This window comes from Haloactinopolyspora sp. (genome assembly GCF_027324685.1).
Classification (GTDB): Bacteria; Actinomycetota; Actinomycetes; order Jiangellales; family Jiangellaceae; genus Haloactinopolyspora.
This window is the reverse complement of the sequence record NZ_DAHVSH010000206.1, coordinates 17,391-33,175: the sequence shown is the minus strand read 5'-3', so window position 1 is coordinate 33,175 and position 15,785 is coordinate 17,391. Positions and strand designations below refer to the sequence as shown.

The following is a 15,785-nucleotide window of genomic DNA, read 5'->3' as shown; positions in this document are numbered from 1 at the left end:
CGCCCTGACGCTCGGCATCGTCGCAGGTGACGTGGCCCTGTACCTGACCGCGATCGTCGAGACGGTCATCGGGCTCACCCTCGTGACGGCCAAGTTCGTCAAGACCGGGCTGGTTCTGCTGGGCGCAGCGCTGGTGGGGATCATGTCGCCGCTGGTGCTGTTCTTCACCGAGATGTTCCAGGGTGGCGGGCCGACGCTGGAGGCCCAGTACATCGTCAAGGACATCGTGTTCGTCGCCGGTGGCATGGTGGTGGCCGCAGTCGCGCTCGGCGCGCGGCTGGTCAAGGACTGATCCGCGGCCCCATCGATCAACCGCAATCGGCGTGGGCTCGTCGGCTACCTGGAAGCCGCCGGGCCCACGCCCTCGTTGCCGCCGTCGCCCTTCACTGGTGATCAGGCGGGGCGATCATGAGGTGTTGGCGGCGTTGGCGCGCCGTGGGTGTCTCATGATCGTTGGTGGTGGGGGTGGGTTTGGGCTGTTGGTGGCTCATGATCGCGTGGGGGCGGTGATCATGAGGTGGTGGTGGCGTTGGTGGGGTGATCATGAGGTGTTGGCGGCGTTGGCGCGCCGTGGGTGACTCATGATCGTTGGTGGTGTGCGGCAGCGGAGGCGACAGCGATCGACTTGACGAGAATTTTCTTTCGCCGTAGAAAATAACCCATGCCGGCCCGTGCCGAACCTCCAGCGAGCCCCGTGCGACGGGAGCGATCGCGAGAGATCAAACGCTCTGCGGTGATCTCCGCGGCGCGGCAGACCCGCCTGCTGTCCCGCTCGCAGCTGACCAGGCTGACCGGTCTGAGCGCGGCCACCCTCACGCCGCTGGTGCGCGAGTTGATCGCGGAGGGATACCTGCTGGAACGCGGCGCCGAGGCGTCCAAGCCCGGCCGCCCGCGCGAGATGCTGGAGTTCAACCCGCGCGCCGAGCTCGTCGCGGCGGTCGCACTTCACCCGCATCAGGCGCATTGCGAGATCGCCGACAGCGACGGCACGGTCATCGCGCACGCCGACATGCCACTCGGCGCCGACATCATCACCACCATCTGCGACGTCGTGGTCCGCCTGGTCGGCACCGGGATCTCGGAGCTGCGCGGCGTGGCTGTCGCCGTCCCCGGCGTCACCACCGGTGGCGAAGTCCGGCTGGCGCCTTCGGTCGGGATGGTCGAGACCAGCTCGATCGGTGAGGGCATTCAGGCCCGGCTCGGTGTTCCGGTCGTGGTGGACAACGACGTGAACCTCATGGTCGTCGGCGAGCATGCCGCCGGTGCGGGGGCCGACGTGCGTGACGTCCTGCTGCTGCACGTGGCCGACGGCGTCGGCGCGGGCCTGATCCTGGACGGCCAGGTCCGCCGAGGCGCCTCGAGCGCGGCAGGCGAGGTCGGATTCGTCCCGTTGGAACCCGACACGTACGGGAACGACGGCGTCGGAGCGTTCGAAGCGCGCTGGTCGGAAACCGCGATCGCCGCCCACCTCGAACAGATCGGTGTCGACTCGGCCGAGGCGCCACCGGTCACCAGCCTGGTTCGCGCGGCCGGCGGTGACCCCGTCGCGCGCGACTACCTCGACCAGGTGCTCAAGGCGTGGTCGCGGTTGATCATCTCCTGCGCCTGCGTCGTCGATCCAGGGCGCATCCTGCTCAGCGGCGCGGCCGCGGAACTGGATGACGACGCCATGAGCACGTTGCAAGACCTCGTCGACGGCACGGCCCCGGCGCGAACCGAGATCCGCCGCAGCGTGCTCGGAGAACGTGCCGTCCTCCACGGCGCCGTCAGCTCGGCGCTGACCGCCGCGGGACTGATGACCCACGTACTCACCTAGGGCCACCCGCACGCGGCCCGACCGATCCGCTTTCGACTTGTCCGCATTCAACTTGGAGGTATGCATGACACGCCCCACCACGGTGCTCGGCGCCATGATCGCCCTGGGCATCGTCCTCACCGGCTGTGGCGGTGACGCCGAGACCGCGGGCGACGGCGAGTCGGCGAGCCTGACGATCTACAGCGCCAGAGACTCCAACATCACCGACTACGTCATCGAGCAGTTCGAGCAGGAGTACCCCGAGTACGCCGGCAACGTCGAGGTCTTGAACCTCGGCGCTCAGGAAGTCCTCGAGCGCGTCCGGGCCGAGAGCGCCAATCCGCAGGCCGACGTCTGGTGGGGTGGCACCCAGCAGGGCCTCGACGCGGCTGCGGAGGAAGACCTGCTGGAACCCATCGAGCCCGCGTTCGCCGCGGACATCGACGAGATGTACAAGGACCCCGAGGGCCGCTGGTTCGGCGAGATCCTGCTGCCCGAGGTGATCATGTACAACAACGCGGCGCTCTCGCCGGAGGAAGCACCGCAGGACTGGGACGATCTGCTCGACCCGACGTGGGAGGGCGAGATCATCATTCGCGATGTCGCGGCCTCGGGCACGATGCGCTCGATCTACGCGTCGATGATCCTGCAGCAGTCTCCGGACGGCTCCGACCCGCAGGCCGGCTACGACTGGCTGGCCAAGCTGGATGCCAACACCGGCGAGTACGCCGCCAACCCGTCAGACCTCTATCTCAAGATGTCGCGGGAACAGGGCACCGTCAGCGCGTGGAACCTGCAAGACATCTTGATCCAGGCCGAGCAGCAGAACATGCCCTTCGGCTACGTGATGCCCGAGTCGGGTGCGCCGGTGCTGGTCGACGGGGTCGCCGCGATCGCCGGCGGCGACAGCGAGGCGGCCACGCAGTTCCTGGAGTTCATCTTCGAAGACGGGCTGCGCAACGAGCTCGCCGCGGAGTATTTCCAGATCCCGACCGTAGAGATCTCCGAGGAGCCGGACTGGCTGGCCGAGCTCGACCTGCAGCCGATGGACGTCGACTGGTCCCTCGTCGGTGAGCACGAGACCGAGTGGATCAACCACTGGAACGAGAACATCAAGAACAAGGGCTGACTCGACGGCCGGGTCGGTGTCCTGCCCAGCGGCGGGCGCCGACCCGGCCCGCGAGCCGCGGAAGGTGAAACATGGTCCAGGTCCGCCTCGACGCCGTGCGCAAGGTGTTCCCGCGATCGGGTGGCGAGCCCGCCGTCGACGACGTCGATCTGACGATCGGAGACGGGGAGTTCTTCACCCTGTTGGGGCCCAGCGGCTGCGGGAAAACGACGACGCTGCGGATGGTCGCCGGGTTCTACTTTCCGTCGGCCGGGCGTATCTACTTCGGCGACGACGACGTCACCCGGCAGGCGCCGAACAAACGCGACACGGGCATGGTGTTCCAGAACTACGCGCTGTTCCCGCACATGACCGTCGCCCAGAACGTCGGGTACGGGTTGCGGATCCGTAAGGTCCGCGGCGCTGAGGCGAGCAAGCGGATCGAGGAGGCGCTCGAGCAAGTCCACTTGGGCGGGTTCGGGAGCCGGCGCATCGACCAGCTCTCCGGTGGTCAGCAACAGCGGGTCGCCCTGGCGCGGGCGTTGGTCATCAGGCCGCGCACGTTGCTGCTGGACGAGCCGCTGTCGAACCTGGACGCCAAACTGCGGGAGGAGACCCGGCTGGAGATCCGCCGCATCCAGCGCGAAGCCAGCACGACGTCGATTTACGTCACGCACGACCAAGCCGAAGCCATGGCGATGTCCGACCGGGTGGCGGTCATGCACAACGGCACCGTCCAACAGGTGGGCACGCCGGAGGAGATCTATCGCCGCCCGGCCAATCGGTTCGTGGCCACGTTCATCGGCCGCAGCAACGTCATGTCGATGCCGGTGACCGGGGCCGGGCGAGACTACGTCGAGGTACGCGGGCCGGCGGGAGCGACGTTGCGGGCGGCCGCACCGGTCGACCACGGGCTGCACGAGACAGCCGACGCCTTGATCTCGGTCCGCCCGGAACACATCCGCCTCACCTCAGCCGAGGAGCCGGGCGCCATTCCCGGCAAGGTGACCGAGACCGAGTTCACGGGCATGTCGACCAACGTCACGGTGGACACCGGCGAAGCCGTCCTGCAGGCAGCCTCCGTCGAGGTGCCGACCCGTCTCACGGTCGGATCCACCGTCGGCGTCGTCCTGCCGCCCGAGCATGTGTGGGTGGTCCGGCCGTGAGCATGCGCCGTGCCGCCACAGCCGACGACACTGTGCGACCCGTGTCTTCCGAGACGGCCGCGGCGACGCCACCCGGACCGCGCCGGCGATCGAGCGGGTCGGTGACCGGTTCGCGGTGGTTTCCGTACGTGCTGGTGCTGCCGCTCGCGCTGGTGCTGTGGGGCTACATCGTCCAGCCCATGCTCGCGACCTTCGCCGAGAGCGTGGGCGACGGCTCCGGTGCCAACTACTCCGCCTTCTTGAGCGGTGGCGGCGTCGCCCGGCAGTCGTTGATCAACTCCGTGGTCATCTCGCTGGTCAGCGTCGTGTTGTGCGCAGCGGTCGGCGTGTCGATGGCGTTCTTGCTGCGCCGGTTCCAGTTTCCCGGGCGAAGCGTCATCGAGGCGATCATCCTCGTCCCGGCCGCCTTGCCGCCGCTCATCGGCGCGATCTCGTTCCAGCTGCTGTACAGCGAGACCGGCATCGTGCCGCGGGCACTGCAGCGGTTGCTCGGTACCGAGGAGCCGGTGCTGTCGGTCAGCGGGATCGCCGGTGTGCTGGTCGTGCACACGTTCACCATGTACCCGTTCTTCTACCTGGCCGCTTCGGCTGCGCTGAAGGGCATGGACCCGTCGGTCGAGGAGGCTGCGTACAACCTCGGCGCGAGCCGGGTGCGGGTGTGGCGCACGGTGTTGCTGCCCATGCTCACCCCCGCCTTGGTGTCCGGTGCGTTGCTGGTGTTCATGACATCGTTGGCCTCGTACACCGCGCCGCTGTTGTTCGGCGTGGACCAGACCATGACGATGCAGATCTACATCAACCGCACCAACGGAGACATGCCGCTGGCCTCCACGTACGCCTCGGTGCTCGGTGTGGTGTCCATCCTCTTCCTGCTGGTGATGCGGTGGTACGAGGGCCGGCGTAGCTACCGGTCGCAGTCCAAGGGCATCGCTGCACATCGGCGTGAGGTGACCAATCCGGTGGCACGGTGGCTGGCCATGGCCGGCTCACTCGTGGCGGTGGCGGTCCTGCTGGCTCCAGCGGCGACGATCGCGCTCGTGGCGTTCTCTCGCGACGGCTCGTGGACCACCCAGGTGCTCCCGGAGGAGTACACGCTGGAGAACTTCACGGCGATCGTGTCCGAACCGAAGGCTTTCGAACCGATTCTCAACTCGCTGACCATCAGCGCGGTCGCGACGGCGGCGATCATCGTCGTCGGCGTGCTGATCGCCTACGCCGTGCGGCGCTTGCAGTTCGTCGGCCGGTCGCTGCTGGACATCGGGGTCATGCTCGCCTGGGCGCTGCCGGGGACGGTCGTGGCCATCAACCTCATCGCGGCGTTCAGCACCGGCAACGTGTTCAGCTTCGGCAAAGTGTTGGTGGCGACCTTCTGGATCATGCCGTTGGCCTACTTCGTCCGGTTCCTGCCGATGGTGTTCCGCTCGACGTCGGCAGCCTTGGCCCAGACCGACCCGGCGCTGGAGGAAGCCGCACGCAACCTGGGCGCGTCCTGGGCACGCTCCTTCCTCACCATCACCGTGCGCTTGGTTCTGCCCGGCGTCATCGCCGGTGCCCTGTTGGCCTTCGTCCACGGCGTCGGGGAGTTCGTGGCCTCGGTGCTCATCTACACCTCCCGCACCGAACCGATCTCGGTGGCGATCAACAACAGCATGTACCGGTTCGAGATCGGCACGGCGTCGGCTTACGGTCTGCTGCAGATCGTGCTGATCTTCATCGTCATGTTGGTCAGCGGCCGCCTCGAGCGCGGCCGGTCCTCGGGCAACGCGAAGGAGGCTGCAGCATGGGCGAACTGATCGAGGCCACGCGTGTCACCGGTGGCGCGTGGCCGGCGACGGTGGCCGAGTCCGACATCGCCGTGGTGCCGGTCGGCGCGTTCGAATGGCACGGCCCGCACCTGCCGCTGGGTACCGACACCATCCTGGCCGAGGGGTTCGCGCGGGAGTGGGCGCACGTCCGCGACCCGGACGGCGCAGAGGCGCCGGTGCGCGCGGTGCTGTACCCGCCCGTGGCCTATACCGCCTGCCCCGGCCAGACCCGCCCCTGGCCCGGCACGATCGCGATCCGCCCGGACGTGATGCTGGCCTACCTGTGCGACGTCATCGAGGGTGTCGTGGCTGCGGGCTTCACCAGGGTGCTCGTGGTCAACGGGCACGATGCCAACATGTCGATGGTGCGCGCCGCGATGGAGTGGGTCTCGGGCCGGCGCCGCGCCAGCCTGCTGCTGGCGAACTGGTTCCAGCTGGTCACGCCGGAGGAGACCACGCAGATCTTCGGCCCGCAGCCGTCGCGTGGACACGGGGGAGCCTACGAGACCAGCGCGGTGCTCGGCTTCGCGCCGGACAGCGTCGACCTCGGCGCGGCACCCGACGTACCGCCCCGGCCGCGGCTGGACACCTCCAGTCCGTACGTGCTCGTCGAATCGCGCCCCACGCCGTGGGAGGGCTGGTCCGGCCACATCTCACTGGTCACCGATACCACTGGTACCCGCGTGCGTGAGCTCGCCGCTGAGCGCCTGCACGACCTGATCTCGGCGTGGATCGCCGCGCCGTTGCCTGACGAACCCGATGCGAGGACTGCTGGATGACCGACCGGAGCCTGACCGTCTATCAGGACAACCATCTGCGAGTGGCCTTCGAGCACCATGCCGCGGCCTTCTACGGCCCGATGGTGCAGGCCAGCCGCGCCCATGTGGTGATGCTCGCCGAACAGGGCCTGGTACCGGGCGATCGAGCGGCCACGCTGCTGCGCGGACTGGAGAATCTGGCCACGGACGATCCGGCGACGCTCACGTACGACGGCTCGGTGGAGGACGTCTACTTCACCATGGAGCACCGTCTCGCCGAGGCGTGCGAGATCGCTCCGGCCGAGCTCGACGTGCAGATGGCCCGCAGCCGCAACGACCTCGACCAGGGGATCTTCCGGATGATCCTGCGCGATCAGCTGATCGCCGTCCACTCCGCGGCACTGGCCGCCTGCACCGCGGTCCTCGACGCGGCAGAACGCGACGCGGACGTCGTCATCGTCGGCTACACCCATCGCCGGCCTGCGCAGCCGACCACCATCGGGCACGTCCTGGCCGGCTACGCCGAAGCCCTGGTCGGCCAGGCACAGGCGTACACCGCGCTGCTCGACCAGATCAACGTCTCGCCGCTGGGCGCGTGCGCCTTCGCCGGCACCGACCTGGACATCGACTCGACCCGGGTGGCCGAACTGCTCGGCTTCGACGGCGTCGTGCTGAACTCGTACGAGGCGGTGGCCGGCGCCGATCACCTGGTGCGGGTGGGCACGCTCAACGCGCAGGCCCTGGCCACCGGCGCGCGCTTGGCGCGGACCTTGATGGACTGGCTGAGCTGGCAGTGGGTCACCACGCCGCAGGAGTTCACCCAAGGCAGCAGCATCATGCCGCAAAAGCGCAATCCGGTCGTCCTCGAGCACCTGGTGTCCATGGCCGGCGCCACCGCGGCCGACGCGGCTTCGGTGCTCAACAACGTCGGCGCCGCGTGGTGGGAAGACTCCAACAATGCGACCACCGACGTCCAGGCCCGGCTGTGGGACAGCAACGACCGCGCGGAGCGCTTCTTCCGCCTGGTCGGGGGATTCATCGCCCAGATCGAGCCGTTGGCTCCACCGGGCGCCGAGCAGATCGTGGCCACGGGCGCGACGACGACCGCCGCGGCCGATGCGCTGACCGCCTTCGGCGTGCCGTTCCGCGCGGCCCACTCGATCGTGGGTCGCCTGGTGCGTGCGGCCGACCCAGCCGAGTGGGACGTCGCGATGGTCCTAGACACTGCTGCGGCGATCGGGCAGCCCGGGGTGAGCGAGCAGGCAGCTGCGGAACTGATCGCGGCGGCCACCGACCCACACCGGGTGGCTCGACGGCAGCAGCCGGACGGCCCTGGCGCCGAGCAGGTGCGGCATCAAGTGAACCAACTGCGTGCGTCGCTGGGCCGAACCGAAGAGCACGTGTCGGGGCTGCGTGCCCGGTTGGCCACCGCCGCGGGCAGCCTCGACGCCGCCGTGCGAAAGTGGATCACCGCGTGAGCGTGGGTCATGACGGGCACCTGTTGGGTATCGACTTCGGCGGAACGAAGATGGCGGTGGCCCTCGCGCGGCCGGACGGGACCATCGTCGAACAGCGACGGTTGCCGACGAACGCCGCGGACGGTGCCGAGCGCGCACTCGGGCGGGCCATGGACGTCGTCGAGAAGCTCGTCTCGGAATCGGGCCGGTCGATTCTGTCGGCCGGGGTGGCAACGCCCGGGGTCGTGCGTGACGACGGCATCGACCTGGCGCCCAACGTGCCCGGCTGGGAGGACCTGCGCCTGGCCCGCGCCCTGACCGACCGGATCGGTGACCTGCCGGTCACGGTGTGGAACGACCTCAACGCCGCCGCACTCGCCGAAATGCGCCATGGTGCCTTGCGCGGTGCCGATCCAGGCCTGGTCGTCGGGCTCGGCACCGGCGTCGCGGCGGCGATGACCATCGGCGGAACGATCGTCCACGGGTACCGCGGTGCCGCCGGCGAGATCGGTTACACCCCCGTGGGCTCAGGTGAGCTGACTGCGAGCGAACCCTCGCTGGAGCTGGAGGCCGCCGGGCGCGCCCTGGACGAGCTCGCCGCGGCCAACGGTTTGCCCGACGGCGCCGCCGGCCTGACCGGGTCGGGCTCGCCGGCGCTGTCCGCCGAGCTCGACCGCCGGATCGATGCGGTGGCCCGCGCGATGATCAGCATGTGCTTGCTGGTCGATCCACAGCGAGTCGTCGTGTTCGGCGGGATGACCCGCAGCAGCCGGATCGTGGACCGGCTGGCCGCGCAGCTGACCCGCCGGCTGCCGTTCCCGCCGGAATTCACGGTGTCTCGCTTCGCCCAGGACGCCCCGTTGGTCGGGGCTCTGACGCTGGCGGCCGAGCGGATGACGTGAGGTGCTCGACCGTCGCCGGCCGGCGAACGTAAGGTCGAAACCTGTCGGGGGTGTGGACTGGTGCGGACTGGCCGGGTGGGGGTGCGTCATGTCGACACGGATGCGCGGTGACCGCTGGTGAGCATCGTGACCTCCGCGATCGTCGACGCTCCGCTCGACGAGGTGTTCGCGTGGCACGAGCGTCCGGGCGCGGTGCACCGCCTGACCCCGCCCTGGCAGCCGGTGCGCGTGCGTGCTGAGGCACGTTCGCTGCGCGACGGGCAGGCCGAACTGTCCATCCCACCGGGCCTGCGGTGGGTCGCTTCGCACCGCGCTGAGGAGTACCGGCCGCAGCGCCGCTTCGTCGACGAGCTGACCTCGGTCCCGCTGCGCCGGGTCGTGCCGTGGCGCCACGTCCACGAGTTCGAGCCGGTGGGCGAGGCCACTCGGGTGACCGACCGGGTCGACACCGTCGTCCCGGAGTCCGTACTGCGCCCGATGTTCGACTACCGCCAGCGTCAGCTCGCCGACGACCTGACCGCGCACCGGTGGGTGGCGCGCCGGTTCGGCCGGGGATCGTCGACGATCGCCGTGACCGGTTCCAGTGGCTTGGTCGGCACCGCGCTCGTCGCGTTCCTGTCCACGGGAGGCCATCGAGTGATCCGGCTGGTCCGGCACCAGCCCCAGGCCGACGACGAGCGGCATTGGGATCCCGCCCGGCCTGACCCTGACCTGCTCACCGGCGTGGACGCCGTCGTCCACCTGGCGGGGGCGAACATCATGGGCCGACTGTCCGAGCGGCATCGCCGAGCTCTGCGAGACAGCCGGCTCGGCCCCACCCGGCGGCTGGCCGAGCTCGCTGCGGCCACCCCCGGCGTCGAGTGCCTGGTGACGGCCTCGGCCATCGGCTACTACGGGCCGGATCGCGGCGAGGAGTTCCTCACCGAGTCCAGCTCGCACGGCCAGGGCTTCCTGGCCGGCATGGTGGGGGAGTGGGAGCGTGCTTCGGCGCCGGCTCGCGCGGGTGGCGTGCGGGTCGTGCAGGTGCGTACCGGGGTCGTCCTGTCGCCGCGGGGTGGCCCGTTGCAGCTGCTGTACCCGTTGTTCTTCGCCGGGCTGGGCGGCAAGCTCGCTCCTGGCCGGCAATGGCTCTCGTGGATCAGCCTCGACGATCTGCTTGACATCTACCTGCGAGCGCTGGCCGATCGCGAGCTGCACGGACCGGTGAACGCCGTCGCACCGGAGCCGGTACGAAACGCGGAGTTCGCCGCCACGCTCGCGCGCGTGTTGCGCCGCCCGGCCGTGTTCACCGCACCCGAGTTCGCGACCCGGCTGGCGCTGGGCGCCCGCGGATCGCGAGAACTGGCGCAGACCGATCAGCGCGCCGTGCCGCACCGGCTGCACCACCGCGGGCATCTGTTCCGGCATCCCGATGTCGATTCGGCGTTGCGGCACATGTTGGGCCGTAGCCCCGATCGGCACCGCCCGGCCGTGCACTGACCGGCCGTCCGCACCGTCACAGCCAGCCGCGGCGGGCGGCACCTAGGCCGGCCTGGAACCGGGTCTCGGCATCCAGCGATTCCATCAGGGTGGCGATACGCCGACGCGTGGTGCGGTAGCTCCACCCGAGGTGGTTGGCGATCGCCTGATCTTTCATCCCGCTGGCCAGCAACGTCAGCAGGCGACGATCGTCGGGAGTGGGGTCGTCGATGCGCTGGCGTTCGGCCTCGGCACGTGGATCGTCGACGGTCAGCGGTGTGGCTCGCTCCCACATCTCGTCGAAGACGTAGAGCAGCACGTCGAGCAGTGAACACGGATGGACGACGATGGCGCCGGAGACGTCGCGCTGGTTCAGCGATTGCGGCACGAACGCCAGTTTCCGGTCGAACGTGGCGAGCTTGAGCGGCAGGCGTGAGATGACGCGAGCCTGCTCGCCGGCGGCGACGTAGCGCAGGATCGCGTCGGTGGCCTGCGGTGAACGTTCCAGGGCGGCACGGTCGTAGATGGCCTTGCAGGTGACGCCGCGGGCGAGTAGGTCGAACTCGATGTCGTTCGTCTGCGGTCCGGCAGGTCCGGCGTAGGGCGGGGTGTCCAGCACTTGGATCTCGGTGGTCGCCGAGCGCTGCAGTTGGTCGAACCGGCGCAGCACGGCCTCGGCGCCGGTGACGATCTCACACAGCTCCGAATGCTCGTTGCGCTGCCCTTCGCGGTAGTCGTCCATGAGCAAGGCACCCATGGTGCGGATCCGTCCGAGCTCGGCTTCCTTGTCGCGGACCAGCGCCTCGAGCCCGACGTCCGGGGCTGCGGGCAGGTAGCGCGTGACGGCGCCGGGCGCGTGGCTGACCAGGCCCGCATGCTCCAGGAAGGCCAGCGCGCGGCGTAATCGCGCGCGATTGAGGTCCAGGTCGTCGGCGAGCTCGGCCGCCGTGCTGCCGGGCCGGCGTAACAGTGCGCGGTAGATGCGTTCCTCGAGCGCCCCGATCCCGAGGACGTCGAGCGAGACGAATCCATCCGTCTCGGACGACGAATCAGGGACAGTTCTGTCCATGGCCATAGTTGGCCAGCGTAATGCCTGGACCTCCGTCCGGCTGATCGCGGAGCATACGGACACCGGATTCGGGTGATCCCGGTGAAACGGGCGCCGATCGTGCCCGCACGCCCGGGATCGCTCCCGGCTCGCGAACACGTCCCTGGGAGGATGAACGTGCCACCACGCACCCGTTCGACCCGCACGCTTCGGACGTCCGCCGCCGGCGCGGCCCTGGCTGTGAGCCTGGCCGTTCTCGCTCCAGCCGGCGCAACGCCGGCGCAGCCGCCGTCGCAGCCCGACGCCGCCACGATCCAGCCGCAATTACAACAGCAACTCGACAAGGCCGGCACCGCCGACTTCTGGGTCCGGTTCGACGAACACGCCGACCTGACGCAGCAGCGCGAGATCGCCGACTGGGACGAGCGCGGCGCGGCCGTGGCCCGAGCCTTGCGGGAGACCGCCGCCTCCAGCCAGGCGGACGTGCGTGAGCTCCTCGACGACCAAGGCGTGGACTACGAGGCGTTTTGGGCCACCAACGCGATCCGAGTCAGCGACGGCTCGTCCGACCTCGCGATGCAGCTCGCCGCGGCCCCGGAGGTCGAATCGCTACACGAGCCCACGACGTATGAGGTCCCGAACCCGGCCGACGGCGATGCGGTTCGACCGCTCGCCGCGGTGGAGTGGGGCATCGAGGCGATCAACGCCGACGACGTGTGGCGCGAGTACGGCATCGAGGGCCAAGGCATCACCGTTGCGAACATCGACACCGGCGTGCAGTTCGACCACCCGGCCCTGGTCCGGCAGTACCGGGGCAACACCGGCAACGGCACGTTCGACCACGACTACAACTGGTTCGACGCCTACGGGACGTGCGACGGTGCGCCGTGCGACCGGGATGGGCACGGAACCCACACGATGGGCACGATGGCCGGTGACGACGGCGGCAGCAACCAGATCGGGGTGGCTCCGCAGGTCACCTGGATCGCGGCGAACGGCTGCTGCGCGAGCGATGCGGGCCTGATCAACTCGGCGCAGTGGATGCTCGAGCCCACGGACCTCGACGGGCGCAACGCGGATGCCAGCAAGCGCCCGCACATCATCAACAACTCGTGGGGTAGCGAGCTGCCGTCGAACGATCCATTCATCGAGGACCTCACCCTGGCCTGGGACGCCTCGGGGATCTTCGGCGTGTGGTCCAACGGCAACAACGGTCCGGCCTGTATGACCAGCGGGTCGCCGGGAAGCCTGGCCTCGAACTACTCCGTCGGCGCGTTCGACGTCACCGGTGAGATCGCGCGGCTGTCCAGCCGGGGTACTGGGCAAGACGGTGAGATCAAGCCGAACATCTCGGCGCCGGGGGTGAACGTGCGCTCGGCGATCCCCGGCGGCTACGACGTCGCCAGTGGCACGTCGATGGCCGCTCCGCACGTCGCCGGCGCGGTCGCGCTGCTGTGGTCGGGAGCGCCGGGGCTGATCGGTGATGCCGACCGGACACGAGACCTGCTCGACGGCAGCGCTACCGACGTGGCCGACGACAGCTGCGGCGGCAGCGCCGAGGACAACAACGTGTACGGCGAGGGCCGGCTGGACGCGCTGGCGATGCTCGACGCGGCCGACGTCGCCGACACCGGGACACTGGCCATCGCCGTGACCGACGCCGCGACCGGGGAGCCTGTTGACGGCGCCGCCATCACCGTGAGCGGCCTCGACCGCGAGCGGGTCACCGGTGCGGACGGCACCTATGAACTGCCGCTGGCGCCCGGCGACTACACCGTGGCGGTGTCGGCGTTCGGGTACGGCGACGTGACGCAGGAGTTCGTCGTCGAAACCGACGAGACCACCGCGGCCACGTTCGAGCTGCAAGCTCAGCCGTCGGTCACGGTCAGCGGCCGGGTCACCGACGGGTCCGGGCACGGCTGGCCGTTGTATGCCGAGGTCATCGTCCGGGGTATGCCGGACGGGACGGTGTACACCGATCCGGTGGACGGCAGCTACAGCGTGACGCTGCCCACCAACGCGACGTACTCGCTCACCGTCCGCTCGGACTACCCCGGCTATCCGAATGTCGCCGAGGAGATCACGGTCGGCGCCGACGACATGCGCCACGACATCGTCGTGCCCGTGGACGCCGAAAGCTGCGAAGCGACCGGTTACACCTACGGCTACGACGGCACGTCCACGGACTTCGCGGACGGGATGCCCGACGGCTGGTCGGTGGTCGACCACAGCGGGTCCGGCCACACCTGGCGGTTCGAGCAGCCTGGTGACTTCCAGAACGAGACAGGAGGCGAGGGCGGCTTCGCCATCGCGGAGGGTCCCGGCCGTGACATCCCGGTGTTGGACTCGTCGCTGGTATCGCCGGTGATCGACTTGACCGGCCACGCCGATCCGATCCTGCGGTTCCGGCAGGACTTCGACACCATCTTCGGCCTCGCGCAGGCTGACCTCAGTATCGACGGCGGCAGCAGCTGGGAGACCGTCGTCGACCAGCCCGACGACGTGCGTGGCCCCAACGAGCAGGTCGTGCCGATCCCGCAGGCCGCGGGTGAACCCGATGTGCGGGTGCGCTTCCACCTCAGCGACGCCCAACACACCGAGCGCTTCTGGCAGGTCGACGACGTCTTCGTCGGCACCCGCAGTTGTGACCCGGTCGATGGTGGCCTGGTCGTGGGGCACGTGCACGACGCCAACACCGGCACGGCCGTCGGCGGCGCCTCGGTCACCCGGGACGGCTCCGACGCCGTCGTCCGCGTGGCGACGACCCCTGAGGATCCGGACCTCGGCGACGGCTTCTTCTGGACGTTCTCGCCCGTCGGCGAGCAGCGGTTCACCGCGGTCGCCGACGAGTACAGCGAGCACGGGGTCGACGTCGACGTGCAACCCAGCGCCGTCACGGCGGTCGGCTTCGACCTTCCCGCCGGGCAGTTGTCGATCGAGCCCGCGGACATCGAGGCCCAGGTGCGTGCCGGCGTGGAGACGCGGCGATCGGTCGTGCTGACCAACACCGGTACCGCACCCGCGCAGGTGGAGCTCCGCGAACGGGACGGGCAGTACGAGATCCCGGTCGCCGGTCCCGAAACCGACGACGAGCGCGCCGCTCACACCGTCCACATCGCGGGGGACCACTCGCCGCTGGGCTTCGAAGGTGCTGGTGAGGCGAGCACGGTGAGCATGGCGAACTCGACGGCCTCGGCGCCGTGGGTGAACCTGCCGCGGTTGCCCAGGCCGATGATGGACAGTGCTGTCGCCGAGATCGACGGGACGATCTATTCCGCCGGCGGCGTCGACGGCTTCGCCATCGTGGCCGACACCGTTGCCTACGACCCGACCGAACAGACGTGGTCGTCCGTCGCGACGTTGCCCGAACCACGGCAGGCCGGCGCCAGCGCCGTCATCGACGGGAAGTTGTACGTCGTCGGCGGGTGGGACCACAACGTGCGCCAGTCGAAGACGACGTTCATCTACGACCCGGCGAGCGACACGTGGACCTCGGCCGCCGAAACCCCGGTCGGGACCGCCGGTGCCGAGGCCGTCGTCCTGGACGGTCAGCTGTACCTGGTGGGCGGGTGCACCAACGCCTGCAACCGCGACGACCTCCAGCGCTACGACCCGGCCACCGACACCTGGGAGCAACTCGCGGACTATCCGGAGTTGGTCGGCCATGCGGCGTGCGGCGCCATCGACGGGCAGGTGTACTGCGCCGGCGGCATCCGGCAGGGCGGCGAGATCTGGAACATGACGTACGCCTACGATCCGGCTACCGACACGTGGACGCGGAAGGCGGACATGCCGTACCGGGCGTGGGGGGCAGCCTCCACCGTGTCGTCGGACCGCTTGCTGGTCTCCGGCGGTGTGACGCCGGATGGCGTCACCAACGAGGGGTACATCTACGACGCCGCCTCGGACTCGTGGCAGAGCCTGCCGCCCGCGGCCGACGCCGTCTACCGCGCCGGCAGCGCTTGCGGCCTCATCCGGGTCGGTGGTTCGGAGCTGGGCGGCTGGGTCCCGGTGAACACGGTGGCGATGCTGCCGACCTACGGCGACTGCACACCGAGCGACGTGCCGTGGCTGTCGGCGGACACCACGACGGTGACCCTCGAGCCCGGCGAGAGCGTCAACGTCCGCGTGTTCCTCGGCGAAGGTTTGACCGACGGCGGTGTTCACGCGGGCGGCTTGTGGATCAAGGAGGACACGCCCTACTTGGTGTATCCGATCGACGTGACGCTCGAGGCGGCGCCGCGGCGATGACGCGCTGACGGCGGGTCGATCTCAGGTTCGTTAGCGC

At 69.5% G+C, this 15,785-nt stretch carries 10 protein-coding genes and 1 pseudogene; 10 read left to right on the top strand and 1 reads right to left on the bottom strand.

The window, feature by feature from the left end; all coding sequences use genetic code 11:
* The 9 genes and pseudogenes from M6444_RS22235 to M6444_RS22195 all read left to right on the top strand — a co-directional run.
* Positions 1 to 292, top strand: a pseudogene (locus tag M6444_RS22235) (DoxX family protein); the annotation flags it as partial.
* 402 nt (positions 293 to 694) lie between these two features.
* Positions 695 to 1,816, top strand: coding sequence for an ROK family protein (locus M6444_RS22230; protein WP_298332588.1), 1,122 nt, complete (start codon positions 695 to 697; stop codon positions 1,814 to 1,816).
* 64 nt (positions 1,817 to 1,880) lie between these two features.
* Positions 1,881 to 2,924 (top strand): extracellular solute-binding protein, encoded by a 1,044-nt coding sequence (locus tag M6444_RS22225; protein ID WP_298332585.1) that lies wholly within the window; start codon positions 1,881 to 1,883, stop codon positions 2,922 to 2,924.
* A 71-nt stretch (positions 2,925 to 2,995) separates the two neighbouring features.
* On the top strand, positions 2,996 to 4,069 hold the full coding sequence (locus M6444_RS22220) for an ABC transporter ATP-binding protein (protein WP_298332584.1): 1,074 nt from the start codon (positions 2,996 to 2,998) through the stop codon (positions 4,067 to 4,069).
* 2 nt (positions 4,070 to 4,071) lie between these two features.
* Positions 4,072 to 5,862 carry an iron ABC transporter permease gene (locus M6444_RS22215; RefSeq protein ID WP_363326474.1) on the top strand — a complete coding sequence of 597 codons (1,791 nt, stop codon included), beginning with the start codon at positions 4,072 to 4,074 and terminating at the stop codon, positions 5,860 to 5,862.
* Positions 5,850 to 6,653 carry a creatininase family protein gene (locus tag M6444_RS22210; RefSeq protein ID WP_298332578.1) on the top strand — a complete coding sequence of 268 codons (804 nt, stop codon included), beginning with the start codon at positions 5,850 to 5,852 and terminating at the stop codon, positions 6,651 to 6,653. Before M6444_RS22215 ends, M6444_RS22210 begins: the two co-directional genes overlap by 13 nt.
* Positions 6,650 to 8,110, top strand: a complete 1,461-nt coding sequence (locus M6444_RS22205) for a lyase family protein (RefSeq protein ID WP_298332575.1) — start codon at positions 6,650 to 6,652, stop codon at positions 8,108 to 8,110. The genes M6444_RS22210 and M6444_RS22205 overlap by 4 nt, the downstream gene beginning before the upstream one ends.
* Complete coding sequence (locus tag M6444_RS22200) at positions 8,107 to 8,991, top strand: ROK family protein (RefSeq protein ID WP_298332573.1); 885 nt, start codon at positions 8,107 to 8,109, stop codon at positions 8,989 to 8,991. Before M6444_RS22205 ends, M6444_RS22200 begins: the two co-directional genes overlap by 4 nt.
* A 117-nt stretch (positions 8,992 to 9,108) precedes the next feature.
* Positions 9,109 to 10,470, top strand: a complete 1,362-nt coding sequence (locus tag M6444_RS22195) for a TIGR01777 family oxidoreductase (protein WP_298332571.1) — start codon at positions 9,109 to 9,111, stop codon at positions 10,468 to 10,470.
* Between the two features lie 16 nt (positions 10,471 to 10,486).
* Here the strand turns inward: M6444_RS22195 and M6444_RS22190 are convergent, their stop codons facing one another.
* Positions 10,487 to 11,518 carry a helix-turn-helix domain-containing protein gene (locus M6444_RS22190; protein ID WP_298332570.1) on the bottom strand — a complete coding sequence of 344 codons (1,032 nt, stop codon included), beginning with the start codon at positions 11,516 to 11,518 and terminating at the stop codon, positions 10,487 to 10,489.
* Positions 11,519 to 11,674: 156 nt separating this feature from the next.
* Here M6444_RS22190 and M6444_RS22185 point away from each other — a divergent pair, with 156 nt between their 5' ends.
* Positions 11,675 to 15,748 (top strand): S8 family serine peptidase, encoded by a 4,074-nt coding sequence (locus M6444_RS22185; protein ID WP_298332567.1) that lies wholly within the window; start codon positions 11,675 to 11,677, stop codon positions 15,746 to 15,748.
* Positions 15,749 to 15,785: the final 37 nt, after the last annotated feature.